At 67.2% G+C, this 25765-nt stretch carries 25 protein-coding genes and 1 tRNA gene; 19 read left to right on the top strand and 7 right to left on the bottom strand.

The annotated features are described in order from the left end of the window. The first annotated feature begins 178 nt into the window (after nt 1-178). The 6 genes from OCH7691_RS03035 to OCH7691_RS03010 all read left to right on the top strand — a co-directional run bounded on the left by OCH7691_RS03035 (nt 179) and on the right by OCH7691_RS03010 (nt 7307). Nucleotides 179-2152, top strand: a complete 1974-nt coding sequence (locus OCH7691_RS03035; RefSeq protein WP_085881934.1) for a glycosyltransferase family protein — start codon at nt 179-181, stop codon at nt 2150-2152. A 106-nt stretch (nt 2153-2258) separates the two neighbouring features. Further along, nucleotides 2259-4172 carry a hypothetical protein gene (locus tag OCH7691_RS03030; RefSeq protein WP_176244901.1) on the top strand — a complete coding sequence of 638 codons (1914 nt, stop codon included), beginning with the start codon at nt 2259-2261 and terminating at the stop codon, nt 4170-4172. Between the two features lie 113 nt (nt 4173-4285). Beyond that, nucleotides 4286-5062 (top strand): phosphosulfolactate synthase, encoded by a 777-nt coding sequence (locus tag OCH7691_RS03025; RefSeq protein ID WP_085881932.1) that lies wholly within the window; start codon nt 4286-4288, stop codon nt 5060-5062. Between the two features lie 21 nt (nt 5063-5083). Then, nucleotides 5084-5497, top strand: a complete 414-nt coding sequence (locus OCH7691_RS03020; RefSeq protein ID WP_085881931.1) for a VOC family protein — start codon at nt 5084-5086, stop codon at nt 5495-5497. Nucleotides 5498-5532: 35 nt separating this feature from the next. Continuing rightward, the gene (locus OCH7691_RS03015; protein WP_085881930.1) at nt 5533-6132 is read left to right on the top strand and encodes a histidine phosphatase family protein; all 600 of its coding nucleotides are present in this window, start codon (nt 5533-5535) and stop codon (nt 6130-6132) included. After that, on the top strand, nt 6129-7307 hold the full coding sequence (locus OCH7691_RS03010) for an ATP-grasp domain-containing protein (protein ID WP_085881929.1): 1179 nt from the start codon (nt 6129-6131) through the stop codon (nt 7305-7307). Before OCH7691_RS03015 ends, OCH7691_RS03010 begins: the two co-directional genes overlap by 4 nt. A gap of 22 nt (nt 7308-7329) precedes the next feature. Here OCH7691_RS03010 and OCH7691_RS03005 read toward each other — a convergent pair whose 3' ends face one another. Then, nucleotides 7330-8103: a hypothetical protein gene (locus OCH7691_RS03005; RefSeq protein WP_085881928.1), complete on the bottom strand. Its 774-nt coding sequence runs from the start codon at nt 8101-8103 to the stop codon at nt 7330-7332. Nucleotides 8104-8343: 240 nt separating this feature from the next. Between OCH7691_RS03005 and OCH7691_RS03000 the strand changes: the two genes are divergently transcribed. Then, nucleotides 8344-9267: an acyl-CoA thioesterase gene (locus tag OCH7691_RS03000; RefSeq protein WP_085881927.1), complete on the top strand. Its 924-nt coding sequence runs from the start codon at nt 8344-8346 to the stop codon at nt 9265-9267. 23 nt (nt 9268-9290) lie between these two features. On the opposite strand, the gene OCH7691_RS02995 is transcribed toward OCH7691_RS03000, so the two are convergent. The 5 genes from OCH7691_RS02995 to OCH7691_RS02975 all read right to left on the bottom strand — a co-directional run bounded on the left by OCH7691_RS02995 (nt 9291) and on the right by OCH7691_RS02975 (nt 12517). Continuing rightward, entirely contained in the window at nt 9291-9527 is a 237-nt protein-coding gene (locus tag OCH7691_RS02995) for a DUF1272 domain-containing protein (RefSeq protein ID WP_085881926.1), read from the bottom strand. Between the two features lie 11 nt (nt 9528-9538). Next, nucleotides 9539-10177, bottom strand: a complete 639-nt coding sequence (maiA, locus tag OCH7691_RS02990; RefSeq protein ID WP_085881925.1) for a maleylacetoacetate isomerase — start codon at nt 10175-10177, stop codon at nt 9539-9541. A gap of 83 nt (nt 10178-10260) precedes the next feature. Continuing rightward, the gene (locus tag OCH7691_RS02985) at nt 10261-11775 is read right to left on the bottom strand and encodes a hypothetical protein (RefSeq protein WP_139839495.1); all 1515 of its coding nucleotides are present in this window, start codon (nt 11773-11775) and stop codon (nt 10261-10263) included. Nucleotides 11776-11957: 182 nt separating this feature from the next. Further along, nucleotides 11958-12033: transfer RNA gene (locus tag OCH7691_RS02980), tRNA-Ala, on the bottom strand. A gap of 115 nt (nt 12034-12148) precedes the next feature. Beyond that, nucleotides 12149-12517, bottom strand: a complete 369-nt coding sequence (locus tag OCH7691_RS02975; RefSeq protein WP_085881923.1) for an FYDLN acid domain-containing protein — start codon at nt 12515-12517, stop codon at nt 12149-12151. 244 nt (nt 12518-12761) lie between these two features. Between OCH7691_RS02975 and aroA the strand changes: the two genes are divergently transcribed. The 12 genes from aroA to OCH7691_RS02915 all read left to right on the top strand — a co-directional run bounded on the left by aroA (nt 12762) and on the right by OCH7691_RS02915 (nt 24327). Next, entirely contained in the window at nt 12762-14099 is a 1338-nt protein-coding gene (aroA, locus tag OCH7691_RS02970; protein ID WP_085883465.1) for a 3-phosphoshikimate 1-carboxyvinyltransferase, read from the top strand. Then, a complete protein-coding gene (cmk, locus tag OCH7691_RS02965) occupies nt 14096-14743 on the top strand; it encodes a (d)CMP kinase (RefSeq protein WP_085881922.1) in 648 nt (215 codons plus the stop codon). Before aroA ends, cmk begins: the two co-directional genes overlap by 4 nt. Nucleotides 14744-14914: 171 nt before the next feature. Continuing rightward, complete coding sequence (gene rpsA, locus OCH7691_RS02960) at nt 14915-16654, top strand: 30S ribosomal protein S1 (protein WP_085881921.1); 1740 nt, start codon at nt 14915-14917, stop codon at nt 16652-16654. A 40-nt stretch (nt 16655-16694) separates the two neighbouring features. Continuing rightward, on the top strand, nt 16695-17621 hold the full coding sequence (gene sppA / locus OCH7691_RS02955; protein WP_085881920.1) for a signal peptide peptidase SppA: 927 nt from the start codon (nt 16695-16697) through the stop codon (nt 17619-17621). Nucleotides 17622-17690: 69 nt separating this feature from the next. Next, a complete protein-coding gene (gene ihfB / locus OCH7691_RS02950; RefSeq protein WP_085881919.1) occupies nt 17691-17981 on the top strand; it encodes an integration host factor subunit beta in 291 nt (96 codons plus the stop codon). Nucleotides 17982-18064: 83 nt separating this feature from the next. Next, nucleotides 18065-18430 (top strand): lipopolysaccharide assembly protein LapA domain-containing protein, encoded by a 366-nt coding sequence (locus OCH7691_RS02945; RefSeq protein WP_085881918.1) that lies wholly within the window; start codon nt 18065-18067, stop codon nt 18428-18430. A 76-nt stretch (nt 18431-18506) separates the two neighbouring features. Then, nucleotides 18507-19220: an orotidine-5'-phosphate decarboxylase gene (gene pyrF / locus OCH7691_RS02940; RefSeq protein ID WP_085881917.1), complete on the top strand. Its 714-nt coding sequence runs from the start codon at nt 18507-18509 to the stop codon at nt 19218-19220. Between the two features lie 4 nt (nt 19221-19224). Next, complete coding sequence (locus OCH7691_RS02935) at nt 19225-19884, top strand: phosphoribosylanthranilate isomerase (RefSeq protein WP_085881916.1); 660 nt, start codon at nt 19225-19227, stop codon at nt 19882-19884. 11 nt (nt 19885-19895) lie between these two features. Continuing rightward, nucleotides 19896-21107: a tryptophan synthase subunit beta gene (gene trpB, locus OCH7691_RS02930; RefSeq protein ID WP_085881915.1), complete on the top strand. Its 1212-nt coding sequence runs from the start codon at nt 19896-19898 to the stop codon at nt 21105-21107. After that, nucleotides 21104-21943 (top strand): tryptophan synthase subunit alpha, encoded by an 840-nt coding sequence (trpA, locus tag OCH7691_RS02925; protein WP_085881914.1) that lies wholly within the window; start codon nt 21104-21106, stop codon nt 21941-21943. The genes trpB and trpA overlap by 4 nt, the downstream gene beginning before the upstream one ends. A 10-nt stretch (nt 21944-21953) precedes the next feature. Beyond that, a complete protein-coding gene (accD, locus tag OCH7691_RS02920; RefSeq protein ID WP_085881913.1) occupies nt 21954-23030 on the top strand; it encodes an acetyl-CoA carboxylase, carboxyltransferase subunit beta in 1077 nt (358 codons plus the stop codon). Continuing rightward, the gene (locus OCH7691_RS02915; RefSeq protein ID WP_085881912.1) at nt 22996-24327 is read left to right on the top strand and encodes a bifunctional folylpolyglutamate synthase/dihydrofolate synthase; all 1332 of its coding nucleotides are present in this window, start codon (nt 22996-22998) and stop codon (nt 24325-24327) included. The genes accD and OCH7691_RS02915 overlap by 35 nt, the downstream gene beginning before the upstream one ends. Here the strand turns inward: OCH7691_RS02915 and OCH7691_RS02910 are convergent. Continuing rightward, nucleotides 24312-25715 (bottom strand): glutamine synthetase family protein, encoded by a 1404-nt coding sequence (locus OCH7691_RS02910; RefSeq protein WP_085881911.1) that lies wholly within the window; start codon nt 25713-25715, stop codon nt 24312-24314. The two genes, OCH7691_RS02915 and OCH7691_RS02910, sit on opposite strands and share 16 nt — an antisense overlap. Nucleotides 25716-25765 lie beyond the last annotated feature (50 nt).

Raw genomic sequence — 25765 nt, 5'->3', positions numbered from 1 at the left:
CGCCCTTATTGCCATCGCCCCGTGACAGGTGTCGACAACAAAGCTATCAAATGCGGGCATCGCCGCGCCGAGGCCAGGTTCCTTCCGGTACGAAGGCGGCGACGGCTGGTTTCCCGCTGTGGTTCGGAGAAGTCTCGGTGACGGCGCGTTCGACTGACCCTGTCGTGGTATCGGCATCATGTGGCTCGTGACCGGGTCGCTCCTCGGCGGCCTCATGCTCTACGGCGCCGCGCCGCTGGCCATGGCCGCGCTGATGGCGCGCCTGCTCGGTGAGCCGGCCGAACGGCGGATACGCGATTTCGCGGTCTTTTTCGGACTCGGGCCGATTGCCGTCGCCTGGCTGCTCTGGCTCTCGCTGACCCTTCTGCCGGGGGCCGGGCCGGCCGTTCACATGATCGCGGCGTCCCTGCCGGTTCTCTGCATCCTGGTTGCCGAGCGGCGCTACTGTTGCGCCCTGCTCGCCGACTTCCGGGCCGCATGGCGGGCGCTTTCGACCGGCGCCCGGCTCGGCACCATTTCCCTTGCCCTTTTCGTGATCGTGCTCGGCCTCTACATGATCGTCATCCCGGTGACGCTATACGATCCGCTGCAATACATTACGGTCGCGAAACAGATTTACCGGGACGGTTCCCTGCTTCATTACCCGCCGAACCCGGCGGTGCAGGAAACCGGCCTGTTCATGGGCGCCTCGCATCCGCCCGGCCATATTCTGCTCTTCGTCTGGTCGTTTCTCTGGCAGGGCGGTACCGAGAGCTACCTGCCGCTCCGGGCAATCACGATATTCATCTGGGTCGCGCAATGCGCCTCGATCGCGGCGCTGCTGATCGACCGCGGTCGGCTGGTCGCACTGCTCGGCGCGCTCGGCATCTCCGTGGTGCCGCTATATCTTGAGATGGTCCTGAACGCGCATGTGGAGCCGCTCCGCCTCTACACCTTCTGGACCGCCTTCGTGACGCTGAAATACGCGCTCGAGAAACCCGGCCTAGGCAGCCATGCCGCGCTCGGCGCCAGCGTCGGGCTGGCGCTGTTCTCGCATTCGATCGGCCTGCTCGCCCTGCCCTTCGTCGCGGCGGCCTATTTCCTGCTTGCGCCCGGACGACTGCTGTCGCGGAACCGCTGGCGGAGCCTCATTCCCGTCGCCGGATTCACCGCGCTGGCCCTGCTGATCGGCGGCTGGCAGTTCGCCGAGAACACGCTTCGCACCGGCCGCCCGATCGGCGACAGCAACCCGGTCTGGGAACTGCCGGAAGTGGGCCAGGAGGAGTATCTCCGCCAGGCCCGGAACTACGAGAGCCTCGACCGGCTGGTAATCGGCGGGGTGTTGCAGATCTACAGCAAGCGCCGGCCCTTCGGCTTCATCTTCTGGCTGGTCCCGGTTCTGGTCCCGTTCGCCATCGCCGGCCTGCGCCGGGATCCGATGGCCCGCCTGTCCGTGCTTGCGATCGCCTTCTTCCTCGCGATGATCATCGCCTCGATGCTCGCGGATTCCCTGCTGGCGATCAAGAACCCGCGCTACAGCCTGACCGTAATGCCCTTCATGATCTATCTGGGAACGGTCTCGCTGGCGATCTGCTGGAACCGGCTGCAACCGCCCCCCGGCACGAGCAACGGTGCGCGGCTCGCCGTTCGCCGCGTTGCCCAGGGTACCTTCGTCGCGCTAGCCATCGCGCTATTCATCGCCTCGGCGGGCCGGACCGGCAGCCGCCTGCACGAGTTCGGGCGCTTCTTCGATTTGCCGGCCTTCCTCGCCGGCGACCCGCTGACCGCCCTGGCCGGCGCCACGGAAAGTTTCGGGCCGAGCCTCCTTTACGTTCGCGACGAACTTCCGGAAAGCGCGCTCCCGCTGGTTTTCCGCCAGCCGGAGTACCTGGCCTATACGGGACGCCCCTCGATCCGCGACCTCGATCCGCGCCTCATCGGCTTCTATCGCATCGCAGACCGCCACGGCGCGTTCTGTTTCCTGCGGCGCTTCGGCGTCGACCATATCATCGCGCCGCTGCACGATCCGCCGGCGACCTACATCAATTCGCAGGCCGAGGCGATCGTGAACGATCCCGCCCTCGCGACCTTCCTGGCCACCGACGATCGCTTCGCAATCTACCGGCTGAACGCTGGCGCGGCCGATTGCCCCGTGACAGCGGACAGCCAGTAACGGTATCTATCCACAATTCTTGGCCTTGATCGGAAGGTAGTTCCCCTCAATGTGCGGAATATTCGGCGTTTTGGTACGTGACGGCGCGGCGGCCGACGCGGGCGGCATGCAACGGGCGATTCGCGACCTCGCGGTGATTTCAGAGGAACGCGGAAAGGAATCGGCCGGTCTCGCGGTCCGCTCCGGCGGCGAGATCTCCGTCTTCAAGCGCCCCCTCGCCGCCCACGCGATGACCCGGCAGGCGGATTATCGCGACTTCGTCGAACCGTTGCTCCGCAATGCGTTCGCCGGCGCCCGGGCCAACGGCGCCTTCGCGGCGATCGGCCATGCCCGCCTGATGACGAACGGCCGGCAGGGCATCAAGGAAAACAACCAGCCGGTCGTCAAGGACGGCGCCGTCGGCATCCACAACGGGATCGTCGTCAACGATGCGGCGCTCTGGCAGCGCTATGGCGACATTCATCGCCAGGCCGACGTCGATACCGAGCTGCTGATGGCGCTGCTTGCCCGCGGCAAGCGGAAAACGGGCTCGATCGAGGCCGCGGCCCGCGAGGTCTATCGGGAAATCTACGGTACGGCCTCTGTCGCGGTCTTCTTCGACGACGAGGACCGGCTCCTGCTCGCCACCAACACCGGCTCGCTCTATGTCGCGTCGTCGAAGAACGGCGACATGCTGATCTTCGCCTCCGAGCGGCATTTCCTCGAAACGTTCATTGCCGGTTCGGCGCTGGTCCGGGACCGTTTCGATGCCAGGACGGTCGAGCGCGTTGCCGCAGGCAGCGGAATTCTGGTCGATCTGGACACGCTGGACCGCCACCCCTTCACCCTGAAGGAAACCGGCGAGCCGATGCCGCTGCCGGCGGAGAGCGCGACGGCGACCGGAACCCGCAAGGCGCCCCGCGTGCGGGTCCGCGACCTCGACAGCGAGTCGGAAGCCCGGCGCACCAACCTTCGCCGCTGCAGCCGCTGCATCCTGCCCGAAACGATGCCGATGATCCGCTTCGACAGCGACGGCGTGTGCAATTTCTGCCACGACTATGACCGCATGAAGCAATACGGCTCGGAAGAGCTGGAAAAACTCGTCGCGCCGCATCGCAGCCGGAACGGCGAGCCGGACTGCGTGGTCGGCCTGAGCGGCGGCCGGGACAGCTGCTACGCCCTGCATTACCTGAAGGAGGAACTCGGCCTCAACCCGGTCGCCTATACCTACGACTGGGCACTGGTGACCGACCTTGGCCGACGGAACCAGGCGCGCATGTGCGGCAAGCTCGGCGTCGAGCATGTCATCGTCGCCGCCGACATCAAGGAGAAGCGCCAGAATATCCGCCAGAATGTCGATGCCTGGCTGCACCGGCCCCGGCTCGGCATGGTCCCGCTGTTCATGGCGGGCGACAAGTTCTACTTCTATTACCTGCAGCAGACCCGCCAGCGCTACAACGTGGACCTCGCCTTCATCGGCGGCAACCGGCTCGAGAAGACCAACTTCAAGACCGGCTTCTGCGGCGTCTCCAACGAGGGCGGATGGCGGCTCTACGGCGTCCACTGGACCAAGAAGGCGCAGCTCGCCTTCTATTACCTGAAGGAAATCCTCGCCAATCCGCGTTACATCAACCGCTCGCTCCTGGATACCGTCAATGCCTTCCGGGTCTCCTACCTCATGCCGCACGACTTCGTCTGGCTCTACGACTATATCCCCTGGGACGAGACGCTGATCGATCGCACCCTGCGGGACGTCTACGACTGGGAGATCGCCGGCGACACCGACAATACCTGGCGGATCGGTGACGGCACCGCCTCCTTCTACAATTACATCTACTACACCGTGGTGGGATTTTCCGAGCACGACACCTTCCGGTCGAACCAGATCCGCGAGGGCATGATCGGGCGCGAGGAGGCCTTGCGGGCCGTCGAGGTCGACAACCAGCCGCGTTACGATTCGATCGAGGAATATGCCCATCTGATCGGTTTCGATTTCGACGAGGCGATGAGCGTGATCAATTCGATCCCGAAAGCCTACTGACGACGTCCGATGCCGGCGCATTCACGGTGGCCAACGGCCGCCGAAATCGCTAGTTAGGGCACAACCAGCCGTCCCCAGATCGCCGTCCGCAACGCAGCTCCAGAGCAACCGCCATGGCCGTACCGACCTTTCTCAACCTCCCGGACCGGGAATCGAAGCCGAGACCGAAGGGCGTCACCGCGGTCATCGACAGCGGCCTCACCCTCGGCGGCTTTCGCGACTTCCTGGAATCGGCCCATCCCTATGTCGACTTCGTCAAGTTCGGCTGGGGCACGGCGGTCGTGACGCCGACGCTCGACGAGAAGATCGCCATCCTGCGCCAGCACGGCATCGAGTTCTGGTTCGGCGGCACGCTGTTCGAGATCGCCTACGCGCAGGGCAAGCTCGACGAGATGGTCGCCTGGGCGAAGGATCTCGGGGTCAGCCATTTCGAGGTGTCAGACGGCACGATCCAGATGAAGACGGTCGAAAAGGCGCGCCTGATCGAACGGCTTTCGGCGGATTTCCTGGTCCTCTCCGAAGTCGGCTCGAAGGATGCCGCCGAAGTGATGAGCCCGTCGCAGTGGATCCGCCAGATCCGCGCCGAACTCGATGCCGGCGCCTGGCGGGTGATCGCCGAGGGCCGGGAAAGCGGCACCGCCGGCATCTACCGCGATACCGGCGACGTCCGGCTCGGACTCATCCAGGAACTCGAAGAAGGCGGCATCGATTTCGACAAGATGTTCTTCGAGACCCCGCAGAAGGTACAGCAGGTCTGGTTCCTGTCGCACCTCGGGCCGAACGTGAACATGGCCAATATCGCGCCCCGCGACGTGATCGGCCTGGAAACGCTCCGGCTCGGCCTGCGCAGCGACACGGTGAAGTTCTCGCTGCCGAAAATCCGTGACTGACTCTTGGGGGAACGACCCGACATGACGACGCTCGACGTCTTTCACCTGGCCATACCGACGCATGACCTGGACGCCACCGAGGCCTTCTACACGAACGTCGTCGGGGCGACGCGTGCCCGGCGCTATGACGATCGCGTGACCTTCCGGTTCTTCGAGCACCAGGTCGTCTGCCATCTCGACCCGGAGTTCGCCCCGGCCGCGGACCTCGACCCGTTCGCGAATATCTATCCCCGGCATTTCGGGCTGACCTTCCGGAACGGCGACGATTTCGACGCCTTCCACGAGCGCTGCGCCAGGTCCGGATGGCACTGGTTCCGGCCCTGGGCCAACCGCTTCGGCGATCTGCCCGAACGGCACCGGACTTTCTTCCTCGCCGATCCGACCGGCAACCTCCTTGAATTCAAGCATTACGAGGCCGAGCGGTACATCTACTGACCGCTCGCCCGTTGCCGCCCGATCCGGATCCCGCCATGCCGATCATCCTGATGCGTCACGGACACACCATCTATAACGGCCCGCCGCGCCGCATGCAGGGCCGCGAGGATGTGCCGCTGTCGCCCGGCGGCCGGGCCGCCGCGGCGGCCCTGGCGAGCGTCCTCGCCGCCGAGATCGGCGCACCGGCCAGGATCGCGGTTTCCCCGGCCCGTCGCTGTCGGGAAACGCTGGAGGCAGCCGTGGCCCCGCCGCATCCGCCCACGACCTTCGACGAACGGCTCTGGGAGATCGACAACGCGCGGTTTTCCGGCCGGCTGGAAAGCGCGATCATGGCCGAGGAGCCCGAGCATTACCGGGACTGGCTGGAACGGCCGCATGAAACCCGGCCGGGCGGCGGCGAGAGCCTCGCTGAAATGCAGGCCCGCGTCTTCGCCGCGCTGGACGATATCGTCGCGGCTGCCGGCGACGAGACCACGCTGGTCGTCACCCATGGCGGGCCGATCCGGCTGGTCCGGCTCGCCCTCGAGGGACGCCCGCTCAGTGCCTTTCACGACATGCGCATCGAGAACCTGTCGCGCCACCCGGTCGATCCGGCGCGCTGGCGGGCGATACGGTCCGCCGGAGACAGCCGATGACCACCCGACTCCTGATCCTCAACTGCTACAGCCGCAACGCGCTCGCCGTGATCAACAGCGCGCCGGCCGACTGGCACATCATCGGCGCCGACGCCGAGAAGCCGGGCTTCCGCTTCGGCCGTCCGGACCGCTATTTCAGGAGCGCGCGGCTGGCCGCGGTGATCCGCTATCCGGACCCGAAAGCCGAACCGGAAGCCTTCGCCGACCGGATCGCCGAGATCTGCCGGCAATACGAGGTCGACCTGGTCATCCCGACCGGCACGACGACGACGAACTGCCTGTCGGAAATGAAGGAGCGGGTGACGGCGGCGACCGGGGCGAAGCTCGCGGTCGAGGATTTCGCCCGTCTCGGACCGGTCACCGACAAGTGGCACGCCGCCGAGATCGCCCGCAAGGCGGGGACCCCGATCCCGCGCACTGCGCTGTTCGACACCGATCCGGCGACTCTTGAAGGCTTCTTCGGCTGGAGCTATCCGGTCGTGGTGAAACCCCGGATATCCTTCGCCGCCCACGGCGTTGAATTCTTCGACGATGCCGGCGCCCTTCGCCGGGCGGTCGCCGCCCGCCCGGACTATTACGCCGCCCGGCTCGGCGACGGGCCGGCGCTGATCATCCAGGAAGCGGTCGACGGCGATCTGCACGACGTCGTGCTCTGTGCGTACCAGGGCGAGATCGTCGCCGCCATGACGCAGGCCCGCGTCGTTTCGCTTTACGACTTCGGCGGTGGCGGCATCATCAACCTGACGACCGACGAGAAGGCGGCGATCGAACTGGTTCGCCCGTTCGTCCGCGAGGTCGGCTGGAACGGCCTGGCGCTATTCGACATGATGCGGGCCCGGGACGGCAGCTTCGTCATGATCGAATGCAATCCGAAGGTCTGGGGCACCACCGAACTCACCACCCGGGCCGGGATCAACATGGTGCGCCAGCATCTGGAACTGTTCGCGAGCGGGGAGAAGCCGGCGCCGCTCGAAGGCTATCGCGTCGGCCTGCTCTACCGCTACTGGCTGCCGGAATGCCTGTTCCACCTGATCCACAAGCCGCTGACGCCGGGGCGTTTCCTGAAACGACTGAAATCAGTGCTGTCGCGCCACGGCGCCCGGTGGGTCGAAGGCAATCTGCGGCCGGAGAACATTCGCCACCTGATCGGCCTGATCCTCAACAAGGCGGCGTGAACGGACCGCCCGACCGTCCGGATCAGCCCCGCACGACCTTCAGTGCGCGCTTGACCAGGTTTGTCGCACCGTCGGTCGCGAGCACCTGGCATTGGCCGGCGAAGCTGCCCGCCCAGCGTTCAGGATGGGTGGAGATGATCAGATCGCGATCGCTGCCGGCGACGAAGTCGATCAGCGCCGCGGTGCCGGCGATCTTCGCCTGCCCCAGGTGCGGGCTGTAATCGGGCGGACAGTCGCGCAGGTTCGCGGCACTGTTCCACGAGCGGCCCACATCGGTGAAATAATAGTATTTCCGCCAGTCGATATCGGCATAGACCTCGCGCGCGACGCCGGCCTCCCGGTAATCGTGGCTGTTCCAGAGATCGCGGCTGTCATGGGGGGAGAGCGGCCGGCCATGCATGGCGATCGAGGAGACGCCGCCGAACGGCTCGAAACGGGCGAGGTTGCGGCGGAACGAGGCCCAGGCGAGCGCGGCATCGCCGCCCGCCTCGGCCAGATCCTCGTAGTGATAGCCGATCTCGTGCCCGAGCGCCCGGATCTCGCGGATCACCCTGCCGTCGAAGGAACAGGGCATGGTGCGGAAAAAGTAGCTGGCGACGGCGCCCGCGTCGGCTTCCAGCCTGGCGATCGCCAGCGAGCGCGCCGGCAGGCGATCGACATCGTGGCGCAGGATCACGTGGCGCGCCCCGGCCTCCTCGGCCGGAACCGGCGCGTCGTCGAAGCGCCGGAAGGCGAAGCCCGACCGCTTCAACGCGTCCAGCAGGGCCCGGTAACTCTGGTGACTGAAATCTTTCATGATCGGGGCCTGTTACAGGATCAGCAGCCGCCCGTCCACCCCGCCGGCCGACCACGAACCGGACGGGCCGACGCATCCGGACATGGCTGTATCGCCGCCCAGGGCGTCGATCGCCCATGGCGCGGTCGCGCCGGCTCGGCCATCATGGCGGCCGCCACATGACGCAACCGGCGGGCGATGGAGTCCCGGCGCGGAAAGCGGCCTCGAGGATCACGGCAGGAAACGGCAAGGAACGGATTGATGGGCGATTGGCTGGAGAGTTACCGCGGGATGGTGGAATCCTGGGATTGCGACTTCGTCGGGCATATGAACGTGCGCGGCTATGTCGGGCATGCCCGGGACGGCCTCGACGCCCTGACATTCGCGCTCGGCCTCGATCCACGCAAGGCGCGCGACGCCGGCCTCGAGTTCATGCCGGTCACGAGCCACGTACATTTCCTGCGCGAACGCCGCGCCGGGCAGCCGATCTCGGTCAGAACCGGCCTCGCGGCACCGATAGCGCCCGGCACCGATACGGTCCGCGTCGTCCAGGAAATCATCGGTCTCGATGACCAGGCGATTTCCGCCACCATTCTCACCGACGCAGCCGTCACCCGGCGGCGTGACGGCGCCCGGCTGCCGCTTTCGGACCATCTGGGCGACGGCACGGCCCATGTTGTGGCGGTTCCGCCGCACGCCGAGCCGCGCAGCCTGTCGCTCGGCACATCGCGATCCGCTCCCGACCTCGCCGAGGCCGAGGCGCTCGGCCTGTTGCGCACCTATGTCGGCCGGATCGCCGACAAGGCCTGCGATCGCGACGGTCGTCTCGGCACCCCCGGCTATATCGGCTGCGTCTCCGATTCGGTCGGCGGCGCGACGGTCGCGCTCAGCTCGACCGGACAGATGCCCGAGGGCGTCGGCGGGGCCGCGCTGGAATACCGGCTGGTCTATCGCCGCGCCGCCATGGCCGGCGATCTGGTCGAGCTGCGCAGCGGACTGCGGGAGATCACCGACAAGACCTTCATCTGGGTTCACTGGCTGTTCGACCGGGCGACCGGCGAATGCCTGGCGACAATGGAGAATGTCGGCGCCCTGCTCGACCTGAAGGCGCGTCGCATAATCCGGCTGCCGGAATCCGCCCGGGCAAGTCTCGCGGCGCTGCGGGTGCCGGGCCTGGAGGCCTGAAGCAGCGAAACCTGGTGCCGGCGTCAATCGCCGTGGCGGCGAACGACCCGTTTCGTGCTCGGCGGATATTTCTCCAGCAGCGCCGCGGGCCGGGTCGGCCGCAGAACCAGGTCGCCGCCGCAATTGGGGCAGCGGCCTGACAGCCGTCCGGTCGCACAATCGGCGCAGAACGTGCATTCGAAAGTGCAGATCCGCGCCGCCGGGTCGCCGTTCGGCAAATCCCGGTCGCAGGCCTCGCAGTTCGGTCTTATCTCGAGCATCGGTTCTCCTCCTATTCCGCGTCCGGCTGGTTCTCCGGCGCGGCACGGACGAAGGCGTCGAAGGTCATGCAGCGGTCGTAGATCCGTTGCAGGGTCGGATAGGGCGCCATGTCGACATCGAAACGCTGGCCGTTCCGGATCTGCGGCACGAGGCAGACGTCGGCGAGCGTCGGCGTCTCGCCGTGGCAGAAGCTTCCGGTTTCGGGCTCGCGCGCAAGCCGGGTCTCGAGAGCGTTCAGTTCGACCACGCACCAGTGACGGAACCAGGTCGCGACCGTCGGCTGATCGTGGCCCAGCGGATCGGCGAGATAGGACAGCACCCGGAGATTGTTCAACGGATGCACGTCGCAGGCCAGCGCATAGGCGATGCCGCGAACCCGGGCGCGGCCCGGAAGATCGGCCGGCAGCAGCGCCGGATCGGGCTTGCGCTCCTCCAGATAGTCGATGATGGCGAGCGACTGCGGGATCACCATGCCGTCGACTTCCAGCGCCGGGACGAGGCCCTGCGGGTTGAGGGCCAGGTAGTCGGCCGCGCGCTGTTCGCCCTTGCGCAGGTGATGGGTGACGGTCTCGTAGTCGAGGCCCTTCAGGTTGAGCGCGATCCGTGCCCGATAGGATGTCGAGCTTCTGAAATAGCTGTGCAGGCGCATTCTTCCCCTCCCGATCTTCTGTCCTGTCCGAATGATCTCCTGCCGCCCGACCCGCGCCTCTCGACCGTCCGCCGGGACAGCGGTCAGGGTTGCAGGAAGAATTGCGGGTAGTCGGCCCTGAGCCGCGCTTCCAGCTCGTCGATCGTCTGGAAGGCGTGGCGCTGGTAGCTGCCGGGCAACAGACGGCCGAAATCCCAGACATCCCAGGCGACGTCGGCGCGCAGCTGGTTGAACAGCAACTTGCCCAGGTCGCGATAGAAGAAACCGATATAGGGGTTGCCGGCGATCGCCTTGCGGAAGCGCTCGAAGGCTTCCTCCTGGCGCTCGCGCAGCAGGGTCATCGAACCGTTCTCGGGCAGGGTCGGGCGGGCCAGCATGTTGGCATAGAGCGCCTGGGCGACATAGCCGCCCGGGAGATCCCGGCTTTCGACTTCATTGACGACGATGCCCATCGCCTTCAGGCCCGCTTCCTGCTTGCCCTCGACCTCCGCCCGGGTCCCGCCGATGGCAAGCGTGAGCAGGCGATCGGTCCCCGACTGGTCGCGGATGAAGAGCACCGGCGCGCAGCCGTCCGGCTTGCGGAGACTCTTCGGGCAGCCGTCGAGCACGGTGGCGCCGTACTGCATGGCCATGCCCTGGACGTTCAGAAAGGTTCCGAGCGCGTTCTCGTCCTTGAACTGGCGCTCGACCTCGCGCCAGTAGTCGTCGGGCGAAAGCGGCCCGGTCGGCCAGTCGCCGCGCGCGACCTTCGCCATCATCCCGACCAGATCGTCGATCGCCGGGACGTCGTTCGTGTAATGTCCTTCGTCCGCCGGCCGGAGCGCCGGATCGAGCGGATAGGGTGTCGTGACCCGACCGGCGGCGCGCAATCGGACCTGCCGACGCGCGATATCCCCGTCCTTCAGGACCCGGTAATCGAGCGCGACGGGCAGGGCGGCCCCCTTCTCCAGCGCATCGATCACGTTCGGATGCAGTTCCGACAGGAAGCGGAAGTAACGGAACAGGACAGCCCGCCGGTCGGCCGGAAGGTCAACAACCTCGCCGCGGATCGTGGCATAGGGCTTGCCGCTCCGGGTCACCGTCATGGTTCCGTCGCCGCCGTCGGCGAAAACGAGATCGGTGCGCGGCGCGTCCTTGCGAATGCCGAGATCGGCCTCGATCCAGAAGGGGTCCTTCGCGACCTCTGCCGCCGCCCCGTCGCTTCCGGTGCCAGCGCCGGGCGGGTTGGCCTTGCTCAGGCGGGCGAAATACTGGAGTTCCCCGAAACCGGGGAACAGATAGAGCGATCGATTGGTGAAGCGCCGTGCCGCCCGGTCGATCTCGATCACCCGAAGCAGGCGGAAGTCGACGATCATCGAACGTGCCGCGTCGGTCAGCCGGAAATAGTCCGGGCCAAGCGCGAGTTCCGCCTCGTCGGCCGGCGCGTCGCCGTCGCGAATCTCGACGTCGAAACGCCATTCGTCGGCATCGCCACCACGCGCGGCCACGATTTCCGTTGCGCCCGCGGCCGGAGAGACCGCCGGCGCTTCGGCCCGGACCGCCGGAAGCGACAACAGGAAGATGATCGCGACCCCGACCGGAAGCCTCAATGAGCGCATCCCGACATTCCTCATCGTTGATCCCACACGAAGACTGACCGCCCCAAACGACGGCCGCAACCATCGAATGCCGCAAGGCTGCCGGAGGTTCCGTGCCGGCGGGCCGCCGCTACGATAGCCACCGTCCGCCAGTCCTGAAAGACGAAAGGCCCGGATCCTGCGATCCGGGCCTTTCTGGATTCTGGTGGAGCCAGGCGGAATCGAACCGCCGACCTCTTGAATGCCATTCAAGCGCTCTCCCAACTGAGCTATGGCCCCAGAGGAGGCCCGCCGCCAAGGCGGTCGGGCGAGCCGAGAAACTAGGCGCGGGACGCGGCCGATTCAAGATCAATCTTGCATCGGCCGGCGAAAAATTCGTCGCCCGCGCCGCCCCTCAGACCTTGTCCTCCTGATCCCCCGATGCCTTGCCGGGAACGATGTCGCTGACATCGTCGTCCTCGTCGTCGGCCAGCAGTGCGTCGTCGTCCTCGTCCTCATCCTCGATATCGACATCCACATCGAGGGCGTCGAAATCATCATCGTCGTCGTCGTCGGCCTCCGGGGCCACTTTCTTCGCCTTCGGCTTCAGTTCGGCCGCCGGCTTCGATTTCGCTTCGGCACCCTTGCGCCGGGAGCGCAACGGCGACTCGTCAACATAGGGGACACCGCATTTCGGGCAGACAATCGGGCTCTTGCCGAAATCGTAGAAGGCGGCACTGCAGCCTCCGCAGCGTCGTTTGATTCCCCATTCAGGTTTCGCCATTACTGCCTCGCGTTCCAATTCAGTAAACCGGCAACTACAAACCGGACACCATCGACCGCCTGTGACGCGAGCGACCGTCCTGATGCCGACGGCCCCGACCGGATCAATGCGCCATGCCGTCCTGTCCCCGCCGCACGGGCTGGCGAGAGTTGCGGGATTGTGGTAAAGCGCTCGGCTCTGTCAACAGGAATTGTGGCCTGACCCCGAACGGTTGGGCCGATACCCGCAAATTTCCGGATTCGACGTGCCTCACAAGAGCTCCGCAACGCTGACGGCCCACCCCGCGGCGACCCTGAAGGGCGACATCACCGTACCCGGCGACAAGTCGATTTCGCACCGCGCGCTGATCCTCGGCGGCATGGCAGTCGGCGAGACCCGCATCGAGGGCCTGCTCGAGGGCGAGGACGTGCACGCGACCGCCGCCGCGATGGCCGCTCTCGGCGCCGAGGTCGAACGTCTCGGCCCCGGTTCCTGGCGAGTCTTCGGGCGCGGGGTCGGCGGCCTTGCCGAACCGGACCAGGTGCTCGACCTCGGCAATTCGGGCACCGGCGTCAGGCTGCTGATGGGCGCTGTCACGGGTCAACCGCATCGCGTCTTCTTCACCGGCGACGCTTCCCTCCGCCGCCGCCCCATGCGGCGCGTTACGGAGCCCCTCGAGCAAATGGGCGCAAGGATCGTTTCGCGTTCGGAAGGACGCTTGCCGCTGGTCATCGATGGCTGCGGCGAGCCGCTTCCGATCGACTACCGGACGCCGGTCGCATCAGCCCAGATCAAATCCGCGATCCTGCTCGCCGCGCTGGCCGCGCCGGGCAGGACGACGGTCATCGAAAGCCGGCCGAGCCGCGATCATACCGAGCGCATGTTGCGGCATTTCGGTGCGACCGTGGAGGTTGCCGAGCAGGCGGATGGCGCGATTGCCGTCAGCCTCGACGGACAGCCTGAATTGCAGGGCCGGGCAATCGCCGTGCCGGGCGATCCGTCGTCCGCCGCCTTTCCGATCGTCGCCGCCTGCCTGCGGCCGGGTTCGGAACTCATGGTCCGCGGGATCTGCCTCAATCCGCTGCGCGACGGGCTGTTCCGGACGCTGAAAGAGATGGGTGCCGATATCGAGATCCTGGGGATCGACGAGCAGGGCAGCGAGCTCGTCGGCGACATCCGTGTCCGCGGCGGCGCGCTTCGGGGCGTCACCGTGCCGCCGGAACGGGCGGCGACCATGATCGACGAATATCCGGTACTCAGCGTGGCTGCGGCATTCGCCGAGGGAACGACGACCATGCGCGGGATCGGCGAGCTCCGGGTCAAGGAAAGCGACCGGATCGCGGCAATGGCCGCCGGCCTCCGGGCCGCCGGCGTCGAGGTCGAGGAATTCGACGACGGCTTTGCCGTGCATGGCCGGGCCCGGCCGCCGAAGGGTGGCGCGGCGATCGAAAGCCATCTCGATCACCGGATCGCCATGTCCTTCCTCGTCCTCGGCAGCGCCGCGGAAGCCGCCGTCACGGTCAACGACGCGGCGATGATCGATACCAGCTTCCCCGGCTTCGTCGCGCTGATGAACAGCGTCGGCGCCGACATCCGGACATGATCATCGCGGTCGACGGACCGGTTGCCGCCGGCAAGGGCACGCTGGCCCGCGGCCTTGCGCGACATTTCGGCCTGCGTCACCTGGACACCGGCGCGCTCTACCGCGCGGTGGCACTCGCCCTGCTGCGGGCCGGCACCGACCCGACCGACGAATCGGCTGCGGTCGCGGCAGCGGCGGCACTCGAGGATCCCGACCTCGACGACGCGGCGCTCCGCCACGAGAAAACCGGCCAGGCGGCAAGCATCGTCGCCGCCATGCCCGGCGTCCGGGCCGCCCTGATCGACTTCCAGCGGCGCTTCGCGGCGAAGCCGCCGGGCGCCGTTCTGGACGGCCGCGACATCGGCACGGTGATCTGCCCCGACGCGGATGCCAAGCTGTTCGTGACCGCGAGCATCGAGGCGCGCGCCCGCCGGCGTCACGAGGAATTGCAGGCGCGCGGCCTGCCGGGTACGCTGGAACAGGTCGCCGCCGACCTTGCCGAGCGCGACCGTCGCGATGCGGGGCGTGCCGCGGCACCGCTTCGCCAGGCGCCCGACGCTTACTTGCTTGACACCACGAAATTGGATATAGAAAGCGCCGAAAGTGAAGCGATCGCGGTCGTTTCGCGAAAACTGGCGCGTGTGGGCAGCGGTTCGGGTAGCTGAATCGCCGGTCCCGCACGCATTCACATGGCCCCGATCGTGCCGGGGCATATTTTAACCTGCCGTCCCGCACGGGCCATATAGATGGCCGGGATGATGAAGAGGCCGCTCGCCCGCCGGTTGGACCGGTTGCCCGATGCTCATGACAAGGGGCGAGCCACCTAGGGAAAACGCATGTCAAATTCGCCAGCCACGGCTGAAGAAGTCCCCTTTTCCACTGAAGATTTCGCGGCGCTGCTCGACGAATCCTATGGTGCCCAGGAAAGCTTGGAAGGTACCGTCGTTAAGGGCACGATCGTCGCGATCGAGAATGATCTCGCCGTCATCGATGTCGGCCTGAAGTCCGAGGGTCGCGTTCCGCTTCGCGAGTTCTGGACCGCGGGCAAGGATGCCGAGCTGAAGGCCGGCGACGTTGTCGAGGTCTATCTCGAGCGAATCGAGAACGCCCAGGGCGAGGCCGTTCTGTCGCGCGACAAGGCACGCCGCGAGGAAGCCTGGGAGAAGCTTGAGAAGGCGTTCAACGCCAACGAGCGTGTCGAGGGCCAGATCTTCGGCCGCGTCAAGGGCGGCTTCACCGTCGACCTCTCCGGCGCCGTTGCGTTCCTGCCGGGCAGCCAGGTCGACGTCCGGCCGGTGCGTGACATCACCCCGCTAAAGAACATCCCGCAGCCCTTCCAGATCCTCAAGATGGATCGCCGGCGCGGCAACATCGTGGTCTCGCGCCGCGCGGTGCTCGAGGAATCCCGTGCCGAGGCCCGCTCCGAGCTGGTTTCCAGCCTCGAGGAAGGCCAGGTCCTGGAAGGCGTCGTCAAGAACATCACCGACTACGGCGCATTCGTCGATCTCGGCGGTGTCGACGGCCTGCTCCATGTCACCGACATCTCCTGGCGCCGCGTCAATCACCCGACCGAGGCGCTGGCGATCGGCCAGACCGTCAAGGTTCAGGTCATCCGCCTCAACCGCGAGACGCAGCGCATCAGCCTGGGCATGAAGCAGCTCGAAGCCGATCCGTGGGACGGCATCGAGGCGAAGTATCCGGTGGCGACCCGCTTCAAGGGCCGCGTGACCAACATCACCGATTACGGCGCATTCGTGGAGCTGGAGCCGGGCGTCGAGGGCCTCGTCCACGTGTCCGAGATGAGCTGGACCAAGAAGAACGTCCATCCGGGCAAGATCGTCTCGACCAGCCAGGAAGTCGAAGTGCAGGTGCTCGAGGTCGATCCGGCGAAGCGCCGCATCAGCCTCGGCCTCAAGCAGTGCATGGACAACCCGTGGGAGAGCTTCGTCGACCGCTTCCCGGCCAATACCGTGATCGAGGGCAAGATCAAGAACATCACCGAGTTCGGTCTGTTCGTCGGTCTGGAAGAAGGCCTCGACGGCATGGTGCACATGTCCGACATCGACTGGAACCTGTCGGGCGAGGAAGCGATCAAGCAGTTCGCCAAGGGCGACACCGTGCGCGCCAAGGTCCTGGACGTCGATGTCGACAAGGAGCGCATCTCGCTCGGCATCAAGCAGCTTGACGGCGATCCGTTCGCCGACGCCGCCCACTACAAGCGTGGCGACGTGGTGACCGGCACCGTTTCGCAGGTTCAGGAGAACGGTATCGAGGTGATGGTCGGCGATTCGCTGCAGGGCTTCATCCGCAAGGCCGAGCTCTCCCGCGATCGTTCCGAGCAGCGTCCGGAGCGTTACGCGGTCGGCGACAAGGTCGATGCCAAGATCACCCAGATCGACCCCAAGTCCCGTCGCTTCACGCTCTCGATCAAGGCCCGTGAGGTCGCTGACGAGAAGGAAGCAGTGGCACAGTACGGCTCGTCCGATTCCGGGGCCAGCCTCGGCGAGATCCTGGGCGCGGCCATGCGCCGTGCCAACCAGGACAAGGACCAGGGCGATGGCGAGGACAATTCCTGACCTCTCCTGAAACCCGGCCGACGCACTGACGGAGCAGGGCATGTCCCTCGAATCCGATGCGATCGTGGACAGGCGCCGCCTCAAGCGGCGCCTGTCGATCTGGCGGTTGCTCGCGGTCGTCATCGGTATCGCCCTGGTCGTCTATGCCAGCGGCAGCTTCGTCAATGTTGACGGATTGGGGCGGGCGCATGTCGCCCGCCTTTCCGTCGAAGGGGTGATCGTCGAGGATCCGCGCCTCGACGCCGCGCTGGAGGCGGTGCGCAACAACGACAACGCGCGCGCCCTGCTCGTTCACATCAATTCGCCCGGCGGCTCGACCTATGGCGGCGAACGGCTCTACCAGGGCCTGCGCCGGGTCGCCGAGAACAAGCCCGTTGTCGCTGTCATCGGCACACTTGGCACCTCGGCCGGCTACATGGCGGCGATTGCCGCCGACCGCGTGTTCGCCGGCGAAAGCTCGCTGACCGGCTCGATCGGCGTGCTGATGCAGTTCGCGGAATTCTCCGAGTTACTGGAGACGCTTGGCATACGGGCCGAACAGCTCACCTCCGGCCCGCTCAAGGGCGAACCGTCACCGGTCAAGCCGCTCTCGCCGCTCGCCCGCGTGGCGACCCAGTCGCTGATCGACCAGACCCACGAATGGTTCGTCGGCCTCGTCGCGACACGCCGGCCCTTCGATCTCGCGACCGCCCGCCGCCTCGCGAACGGCCAGGTCTTCATCGGTCGCGGCGCCCTGCAGGCGGACCTGATCGACGCCATCGGCGGCGAGCGCGAGGCGCGCGACTGGCTGGCATCCGAGCATGACATCTCGACATCGCTGCCGAGCCGCGGCGTCTCCTATCTGGAGCCGGAGGCGATCGTCGACCGTCTGGTCGGCAAGGTAACCGGAAAATCGTTTTTAACTGAACGGCTTACCCTTGACGGACTGGTCTCCGTTTGGCACCCTGACCTTCCGATCGTAGACTGAAAGTAATCCCGTCTGCACAAGCGGCGGTAGTCTTGTACGATCGACGTGACCGTATTGGGGCCCAGTAGGATGATCAAATCGGAGCTGATTGCCAGACTGGCCTCGCGCAATCCGCACCTGTTCCAGCGGGACGTCGAACGGATCGTCACGACGGTCTTCGAGGAAATCGCTGATGCGCTGTCTCGCGGCGACAGGGTCGAATTGCGCGGCTTCGGGGCTTTCTCGGTGAAGGAACGACCGCCCCGTGTAGGCCGGAACCCGCGAACCGGCGAGGCAGTTCAGGTCGCCGAGAAGCACGTGCCGTTCTTCAAGGCCGGCAAGGATCTCCGCGAGCGGCTGAATACCGACGACGAGAACTAGGCCGGCAAAGACCGGGTCGACGACGAAGACCAGAGCGGCGCGATGACCGTCGCTGCCGCCATCCAGCAATCCGGGAGTCGCCCGTGAAACTTGTCACCATCGTTGTGGTCCTGCCGGTGGCCATCGTGGCCGCCGCCTTCGCGATCGCCAACCGGGCCGCCGTGACGGTCAGCCTCGACCCCCTGCCCTACATGCTCGAACTGCCGCTCTATTACGTGCTGCTCGGCGGCGTCCTGCTCGGCCTGCTGATCGCCGGGCCGGCCTTCTGGCTGTCCGCCTTCCGCGCCAAGCTGACCGCGAAGCGCCGGCAGGCGGCGATCGAGCGGCTGGAAACCGAGGTCACCCGGCTGCGCGAGGAACAGGCCCGCCGGGAGGCAGCTGCGAAGGCGGTCCGCGCCGCCGAACAGTCCGAAACGCTGCAGCTCACCGCCCGTTCCGGCGCCGCCTGACGGCAAGACGCGAAAGCGGGCGAAAACGACGCCCATTGCATGGTGTACAAGCCGCACGATCTGCTATAACGCCGCCATGCTCCAGATGACGAACAATCCGGTCTTCTGCGCCATCGATCGCGACGACATCGCGAGTGCCCGGGCGCTTGCCGCGAGTCTGCGCGCCGAAGTCGGCGGCCTGAAGTTCGGCAAGGAATTCTTCGCCGCGAACGGCCCGGCAGGCGTCGAGGAGGCGGGCCAGGGCCTGCCGCTGTTCCTCGATCTCAAGTTGCACGACATTCCGAACACGGTGGCCGGCGCCGTGCGCGCCGCCGCAGCGCGGCTCCGCCCCACCCTGATCACGGTGCATGCCTCGGGCGGACCGGCGATGCTTCGCGCGGCAGTCGAGGCCGCCGCCGCCTTCGGCCCTTCCCGGCCCCGGATCATCGCCGTCACGGTCCTGACGAGCCTTGACGACGCGGACCTGAAGGCCGTCGGGTTCGCTTTCGACAGCGGCGACCTTGCCGAGCGACTGGCCCGACTGGCGCTGGATTGCGGCGTCGACGGCGCCGTCTGCAGCCCGCACGAGATCGGCCGCCTGCGCGGCGCCTGCGGCCCCGACTTCAAGCTAGTGGTGCCGGGCATCCGCCCCTCGAACAGCATCGCCGACGACCAGAAGCGGGTCATGACGCCCGAAGCCGCGCTGGCCGGCGGCGCGGACTATCTGGTCATCGGCCGGCCGATCACGGCGGCGGAGGACCCGCCGGCGGCGGCGCGCGCGATCTGCCAGGCGCTGCGGCCGGCGGCCTGACCCGATGAGCGTCGAAATCAAGATCTGCGGCCTGACGGACGGCGCGGCTATCGACGCAGCGGCAGCCGGCGCCGATCTTGTCGGTTTCGTCTTCTATCCGCCCTCGCCACGGGCGGTGACCCCGGACCAGGCGCGCGAGCTGGCCGCCCGGCTGCCGGCGACGGTCAGGCGCGTCGGCCTGTTCGTCGATCCCGATGATGCGGCGATCGCCGCGGTTCTCGATCGTCTCGACCTCGACCTCCTGCAGTTGCACGGTTCCGAAAGCCCGGCCCGGGTCGCCGCGATCAAGGCCCGGTTCGGCCTGCCGGTGATGAAGGCCCTGAAGATCGCCACCGCCGCCGACCTTGACCAGGCGAAGGCCTATTCCGGCGTCGCCGACCGGCTTATCTTCGACGCGAAACCGCCGAAGACCCTCGCCGATGCCCTGCCCGGCGGCAATGGCGTCGCGTTCGACTGGCATCTCCTCGGCAGTTTCGCCGGCGCGGACTGGATGCTGTCGGGCGGACTCACGGTCGACAATGTCGGCGATGCGATCCGCATCGCGCATGCCACGGCGGTCGATGTCTCGTCGGGCGTGGAAACGGCGCCGGGCCGGAAGGACCCGGCCCTGATCCGGAAGTTTGTTGAACAGGTGCGCAACGCCGACGGCTCGGCGCGGCGCTGAACGGAGCGACGATGAACAATCCCAACACCTTCCGTGCCGGGCCCGACGAAACCGGGCATTTCGGCATGTATGGCGGTCGTTTCGTTGCCGAAACACTGATGCCGCTGATCCTCGAACTGGAAGAGGCCTACGAGGCCGCGCAGGCCGACCCGTCCTTCCAGGCCGAGCTCGACGACTATCTCGCCCATTATGTCGGGCGGCCCTCGCCGCTCTATTTCGCCGAACGGCTCACCGAACATCTCGGCGGCGCCAAGATCTACATGAAGCGCGACGAGCTCAATCACACCGGCGCCCACAAGATCAACAACTGCATGGGGCAGATCCTGCTTGCCCGCCGCATGGGCAAGCGCCGGATCATCGCCGAGACCGGCGCCGGCCAGCACGGCGTGGCGACCGCCACCGTGGCGGCGCGCTTCGGACTGCCCTGCGTCATCTACATGGGTGAGACCGACATCGAGCGGCAGAAGCCGAACGTCTTCCGCATGCGCCTGCTGGGCGCCGAGGTCCGCTCGGTCACCTCGGGCTCGCGCACCCTGAAGGACGCGATGAACGAGGCGCTGCGCGACTGGGTGACCAACGTCGACGACACGTTCTACATCATCGGCACGGTCGCCGGGCCACATCCCTACCCGGCCATGGTGCGTGATTTCCAGGCGGTGATCGGCAACGAGACGCGCGAGCAGATGCAGGCGCGCGAAGGCCGGCTTCCCGACAGCCTCGTCGCCTGCATCGGCGGCGGCTCGAACGCGATGGGGCTGTTCCACCCCTTCCTGGACGATCCCGACGTGGCGATCTACGGCGTCGAGGCGGCCGGGCACGGGCTCGAAAGCGGCGCGCATGCGGCTTCGCTCACCGGCGGCAGGCCCGGCGTCCTGCACGGCAACCGGACCTACCTGCTGCAGGACGACGACGGCCAGATCGCCGAGGCACATTCGATCTCCGCGGGACTCGACTATCCGGGCATCGGGCCCGAGCATGCCTGGCTGCACGATACCGGCCGGGTCACCTATGTCTCCGCGACCGACAAGGAGGCGCTCGAGGCCTTTCAGCTGCTCAGCCGGCTCGAGGGCATCCTGCCCGCACTCGAGCCCTCGCACGCGCTCGCCCATGTCATCAAGCTCGCGCCGACGCTGCCGGGCGACCACCTGATGGTCATGAATCTGTGCGGTCGCGGGGACAAGGACATCTTCACGATCGCCGAGGCTCTGGGGACCACGATATGAGCGAGACACGGATCGAACGGCGCTTTGCCGCGCTGAAGGCCGAGGGCCGGGCCGGGCTCGTTACCTTCGTCACCGCCGGCGACCCGGATCACGCGACCTCGGCGGCGCTCCTGAAGGGGTTGCCCGCGGCCGGCGCCGACCTCATCGAGATGGGCATGCCCTTTACCGATCCGATGGCCGACGGGCCGGCCATCCAGGCGTCCAACCTGCGGGCCCTCAAGTCCGGCGCGACGCTGCGGCGGACCCTCGACCTCGTTCGTGACTTCCGGGCCGGGGACGACGACACCCCGATCGTCCTGATGGGCTACTTCAACCCGATCTATTCCTACGGCGTCGAAGCCTTCCTCGACGCCGCCCGGACGGCCGGCGTCGACGGCCTGATCGTCGTCGACCTGCCGCCTGAGGAAGACAACGAACTGTGCATTCCCGCGCTTCGCGCCGGCCTCAATTTCATCCGTCTGGCGACCCCGACGACCGACGAGAAGCGTCTGCCCCGGGTCCTCACGAACACCTCGGGCTTCCTCTATTATGTCTCGATCGCCGGCATCACCGGTGCCGCCGCTCCCGATAGCGGCAAGGTCGCGGCGCGGATCGCCGAGATCCGCCGCCATACCGACCTGCCGATCGGCGTCGGCTTCGGCATCCGCAGCGCCGAACAGGCGGCCGCCATCGCCCGATTCGCCGACGCCGCCGTGGTCGGCAGCGCGCTGGTCGAGAAGTTCGCCAACGGCGCCACGGCGGAGGCCGGCCTCAAGGCGCTGCTCGGCCTCGTCGCCGAGCTCGCCGATGGCGTCCGTGGCGCCCGCACCGACAAACGCGCCGTCGCTGGCGAATAGGAACGAACCGATGAACTGGCTTACCAGCACCGTCCTGCCCCGCATCCGGAGCCTCGGCCAACGCCGGGAAACGCCGGACAATCTCTGGGACAAATGCCCGAAATGCGCGTCCATGATCTATCGGCGCGAACTCGAGGAGCACCAGTTCGTCTGCCATCATTGCGGCCATCACATGCGGATCGGCGCCAAGGCCCGCTTCGAGGCGCTGTTCGACGATGCCGCCTATGAGCGGGTCGAGCTGCCGGAGGTGCCGGCCGACCCCCTCAAGTTCCGCGATTCCAAGCGCTATACCGACCGCCTGAAGGAGGCGCGCGCCAAGACCGGGGAATCCGACGCGGTACTTGTCGCGCACGGCCGGATGGGTGGTGCCCGGGCAGTGATCGCGGTGCAGGATTTCGCCTTCATGGGCGGCTCGATGGGTATCGCCACCGGAGAGGCGCTGGTCGTTGCCGCCGAGACCGCCGTCAAGCAGCAGGCGCCGCTGATCGTCTTTGCCGCCGCCGGCGGGGCGCGCATGCAGGAAGGCATCCTGTCGCTGATGCAGATGCCGCGGACGACGATTGCCGTCAGTATCGTCAAGGAGGCCGGGCTGCCCTTCATCGTCGTGCTGACCGACCCGACGACCGGCGGCGTGACCGCCTCCTATGCCATGCTCGGCGATGTCCATATCGCGGAACCGGGCGCGCTGATCGGCTTCGCCGGCCCCCGGGTGATCGAACAGACGATCCGCGAGCAGCTGCCGGAAGGCTTCCAGCGCGCGGAGTATCTGCTGGAGCACGGCATGGTCGACATGGTCGTGCATCGCCAGGACCTGCGCGACACGCTGATCCGGCTGATCGTCCTGCTGACGGTTCCGGTCACCGAGACCGTGACGACGCCGGCGCCAAAACCGGCGAAGCAGACCGAGGAGAAGGCGATCGCGCCCGCGCCGTCGGGTGGCAACGAGCTCGACATTCCGGCGCCCACCGCCGCCACCAGGAAGGCCGGCGACAAGACGGTCGCCGAGACCGGGAAAGCCGACAACGCGGGCGCTGGCGCGACGGAGGGCGGCAGTGACGCCGACGGCAAGACCGACCTTCGAAAGTGACCGGATCCTCGCCCGGCTCCTGACCCTTCACCCCAAGGTCATCGACCTTTCGCTGGAACGCCTGTGGCGGCTTCTCGACCGTCTCGGGAATCCCGAGAGGCGACTGCCGCCGGTTGTCCATGTCGCCGGCACCAACGGCAAGGGCTCGGTCATCGCCTACCTCCGCGCCATGCTGGAGGCTGCCGGCTATCGCGTCCATGTCTATATCTCGCCGCACCTGGTCCGCTTCCACGAGCGCATCCGGCTCGCCGGCACGCTGATCGACGAGGCGGCGCTGAGCGCCCGGCTCGCCCGCTGCGAGGCGGTCAACGGCGACGCGCCGATCACCTTCTTCGAGATCACGACGGCGGCCGCCTTCGACGCCTTCGCCGATCACCCGGCCGATATCCTGCTGCTGGAAACCGGCCTCGGCGGCCGCCTCGACGCGACCAACGTGATCGCCCGCCCGGCCGCGACCGCGCTCACGCCGATCTCGCTCGACCACCAGCACTATCTGGGAGACACGCTGGCGCAGATCGCCTTCGAGAAGGCCGGCATCCTGAAGGCCGGCGTGCCGTCGATCGTCGGGCCGCAGGTCAAGGACGCCCTTGCCGTGATCCGCGAGCAGGCCGCCAGGCGCGGCGCGCCGCTCCATGTTTGCGGAGCCGACTGGGAGGTCGAGGCGACGGCTGACGGTTTCGTCTACCGCAACGGCGACCACGCGACCGGCTATCCGCCGCCCGGCCTGCTCGGCCGGCACCAGTTTGGCAACGCCGGCATCGCGCTTGCCGTTCTCGACTGCCTGGAAGGCTATTCGGTCGATGACCGGGCTCGCCGGCAGGGACTGGCCGGCGTCGAATGGCCGGCCCGCATGCAGCGCCTGGCGTCGGGGCCGCTCCTCGATCGGTTACCGGCGGGCGCCGAGCTCTGGCTCGACGGCGGCCATAACCCGGATGCCGGCAACGTGCTGGAAACCCTGTTCCGGGACATCCAGGGGCGCGATCCGCGCCCGTTCCACCTGATCGCCGGCATGTTGCAGGTCAAGGACCGCCAGGGCTTCCTCCGCCATTTCAGCGGCCTCGCCGAAAGCGCCTACGCGGTTCCGATCGAGGGCGAGGCTGCCAGCACGCCGCCGGACGAGCTGGCCCGCCATGGCCGCGAGGCCGGTCTTGCAATGGTGCCGGCGGACGACGTCGAATCGGCGCTCGGGCGGATTGCCGCCGCACATGCCGGCGGCCCGGCGCCGCGCGTCCTGATCGCGGGTTCGCTCTACCTTGCCGGGCGGGTGCTCCGCGCCAACGATCAGATGCAGCCGTAATACCAGCGATATTCGAGGTCGGTGATGATCGCCTCGAACTTGTGGCGCTCGAAATGCTTGCAGGCCGAGAAGACGCTGCAATGCTCCCGTCCGAAATACTCCGGCAGGATCTCGCCCCGGTCATAGGCCGCCAGGGCCTCCGGCCAGGTCGTCGGCAGGCTGGGCGGAACCTGCTCGTAGGCATTTCCGGCGATGCGTTCGCTCGGCTCGATCTCCTCGGTGATGCCGCGGTGAGCGGCGGCCAGCACCGCGGCGGTCGCCAGATAGGGATTGGCATCGGCACCGGCGACGCGATGCTCGACCCGGCGGGCCAGCCCGCCGTCGGAGGGCACGCGCAGCGCCACCGTGCGGTTGTCGATCCCCCAGGTCGGCGCGAGCGGCGCGTAGGAGCCGGGCTGCAGGCGTCGGAAGGAATTCACGTTCGGCACGAAGACCGCCATCGATTCCGGCATGCCCTTCTGCAGGCCCCCGATGGCATGCGCCAGCGTCGGCGCGATCAGTTCGTCGGCCTTCGATCCGGTGCCGTCGAAGACATTCCGGCCCTGTTCGTCCAGCACGCTCATATGCAGGTGCATGCCCGAACCGGCGAGCTCCACGTAAGGCTTGGCCATGAAGCTCGCCTCGACGCCGTGACGCCAGGCGGTTTCGACGATGATGCGCTTCAGCAGCACCGCGTGATCGGCCGCCGCGACCGGATCGGCGACATGCTTCAGGTTGAACTCGTACTGGCCCGGGGCATATTCCGAGACCACCGTATCGGCCGGGACATCCTGGGCCCGCGCCGCGCGCGAGATATCGCGCCAGAGTTCGGCGAAGGCGTCGAGATCGTCGAGACTGTAGACTTGGATCGCATGTTCCCGCCGCCCGGTGTGCGGCGAACGCGGCGGCTGCGGCCGGCCGTCGGGGCCGCGTTCCTTGTCCAGCAGGTAGAATTCGAGCTCAAGCGCCATCACGGGCGTCAGGCCCATCTCGGTGTAATGCTCGACGACCCGGCACAGGGTCTGGCGCGGGTCGGCATGGAACGGCGTGCCGTCGTCGTCGATCATGGTCATCAGGACCTGGGCGGTCGGGAAGCTCGCCCAGGGCACCGGCCGGACGGCGCCGTCCGCCGGCAGCACCGGGTGATCGGCATCGCCGACCGCCCAGATCAGGCCCGTGCCGGTCACGTTCTCGCCGGTCACGTCGAGGGCGAAGATCGAGCCCGGCAACCGCATCCCCTCGCTCATCACCGAGACGAGGCGATCGGGCCCGACGCGCTTGCCGCGCAGCAAACCGTTGTTGTCGACGACGATCAGTTCGACGGTCTCGAGGTCCGGATGTTCCGCCAGGTAAGCCTCGGCGGCCCGCCGGCCGGCTTCGGGATCCGGCCATCCAGGTCGCTGGGTCATCGGGAAAACTCGCTTGCCAGGGTCACCGGGTCGAAACGAAAGACGCCGCG

Source organism: Oceanibacterium hippocampi (assembly GCF_900172325.1).
Classification (GTDB): domain Bacteria; phylum Pseudomonadota; class Alphaproteobacteria; order Sneathiellales; family Sneathiellaceae; genus Oceanibacterium; species Oceanibacterium hippocampi.
This window is presented reverse-complemented; position numbering and strand designations above follow the sequence as displayed.

Excerpts from the sequence above, each read along its gene's own strand:
- OCH7691_RS03035 (WP_085881934.1), top strand. The coding sequence starts at position 179 with ATGTGGCTCGTGACCGGGTCGCTCCTCGGCGGCCTCATGCTCTACGGC.
- OCH7691_RS03030 (WP_176244901.1), top strand. The coding sequence starts at position 2,259 with ATGCAACGGGCGATTCGCGACCTCGCGGTGATTTCAGAGGAACGCGGA.
- OCH7691_RS03025 (WP_085881932.1), top strand. The coding sequence starts at position 4,286 with ATGGCCGTACCGACCTTTCTCAACCTCCCGGACCGGGAATCGAAGCCG.
- OCH7691_RS03020 (WP_085881931.1), top strand. The coding sequence starts at position 5,084 with ATGACGACGCTCGACGTCTTTCACCTGGCCATACCGACGCATGACCTG.
- OCH7691_RS03015 (WP_085881930.1), top strand. The coding sequence starts at position 5,533 with ATGCCGATCATCCTGATGCGTCACGGACACACCATCTATAACGGCCCG.
- OCH7691_RS03010 (WP_085881929.1), top strand. The coding sequence starts at position 6,129 with ATGACCACCCGACTCCTGATCCTCAACTGCTACAGCCGCAACGCGCTC.
- OCH7691_RS03005 (WP_085881928.1), bottom strand. The coding sequence starts at position 8,103 with ATGAAAGATTTCAGTCACCAGAGTTACCGGGCCCTGCTGGACGCGTTG.
- OCH7691_RS03000 (WP_085881927.1), top strand. The coding sequence starts at position 8,344 with ATGGGCGATTGGCTGGAGAGTTACCGCGGGATGGTGGAATCCTGGGAT.
- OCH7691_RS02995 (WP_085881926.1), bottom strand. The coding sequence starts at position 9,527 with ATGCTCGAGATAAGACCGAACTGCGAGGCCTGCGACCGGGATTTGCCG.
- maiA (WP_085881925.1), bottom strand. The coding sequence starts at position 10,177 with ATGCGCCTGCACAGCTATTTCAGAAGCTCGACATCCTATCGGGCACGG.
- OCH7691_RS02985 (WP_139839495.1), bottom strand. The coding sequence starts at position 11,775 with ATGCGCTCATTGAGGCTTCCGGTCGGGGTCGCGATCATCTTCCTGTTG.
- OCH7691_RS02975 (WP_085881923.1), bottom strand. The coding sequence starts at position 12,517 with ATGGCGAAACCTGAATGGGGAATCAAACGACGCTGCGGAGGCTGCAGT.
- cmk (WP_085881922.1), top strand. The coding sequence starts at position 14,096 with ATGATCATCGCGGTCGACGGACCGGTTGCCGCCGGCAAGGGCACGCTG.
- rpsA (WP_085881921.1), top strand. The coding sequence starts at position 14,915 with ATGTCAAATTCGCCAGCCACGGCTGAAGAAGTCCCCTTTTCCACTGAA.
- sppA (WP_085881920.1), top strand. The coding sequence starts at position 16,695 with ATGTCCCTCGAATCCGATGCGATCGTGGACAGGCGCCGCCTCAAGCGG.
- ihfB (WP_085881919.1), top strand. The coding sequence starts at position 17,691 with ATGATCAAATCGGAGCTGATTGCCAGACTGGCCTCGCGCAATCCGCAC.
- pyrF (WP_085881917.1), top strand. The coding sequence starts at position 18,507 with ATGCTCCAGATGACGAACAATCCGGTCTTCTGCGCCATCGATCGCGAC.
- OCH7691_RS02935 (WP_085881916.1), top strand. The coding sequence starts at position 19,225 with ATGAGCGTCGAAATCAAGATCTGCGGCCTGACGGACGGCGCGGCTATC.
- trpB (WP_085881915.1), top strand. The coding sequence starts at position 19,896 with ATGAACAATCCCAACACCTTCCGTGCCGGGCCCGACGAAACCGGGCAT.
- trpA (WP_085881914.1), top strand. The coding sequence starts at position 21,104 with ATGAGCGAGACACGGATCGAACGGCGCTTTGCCGCGCTGAAGGCCGAG.
- accD (WP_085881913.1), top strand. The coding sequence starts at position 21,954 with ATGAACTGGCTTACCAGCACCGTCCTGCCCCGCATCCGGAGCCTCGGC.
- OCH7691_RS02910 (WP_085881911.1), bottom strand. The coding sequence starts at position 25,715 with ATGACCCAGCGACCTGGATGGCCGGATCCCGAAGCCGGCCGGCGGGCC.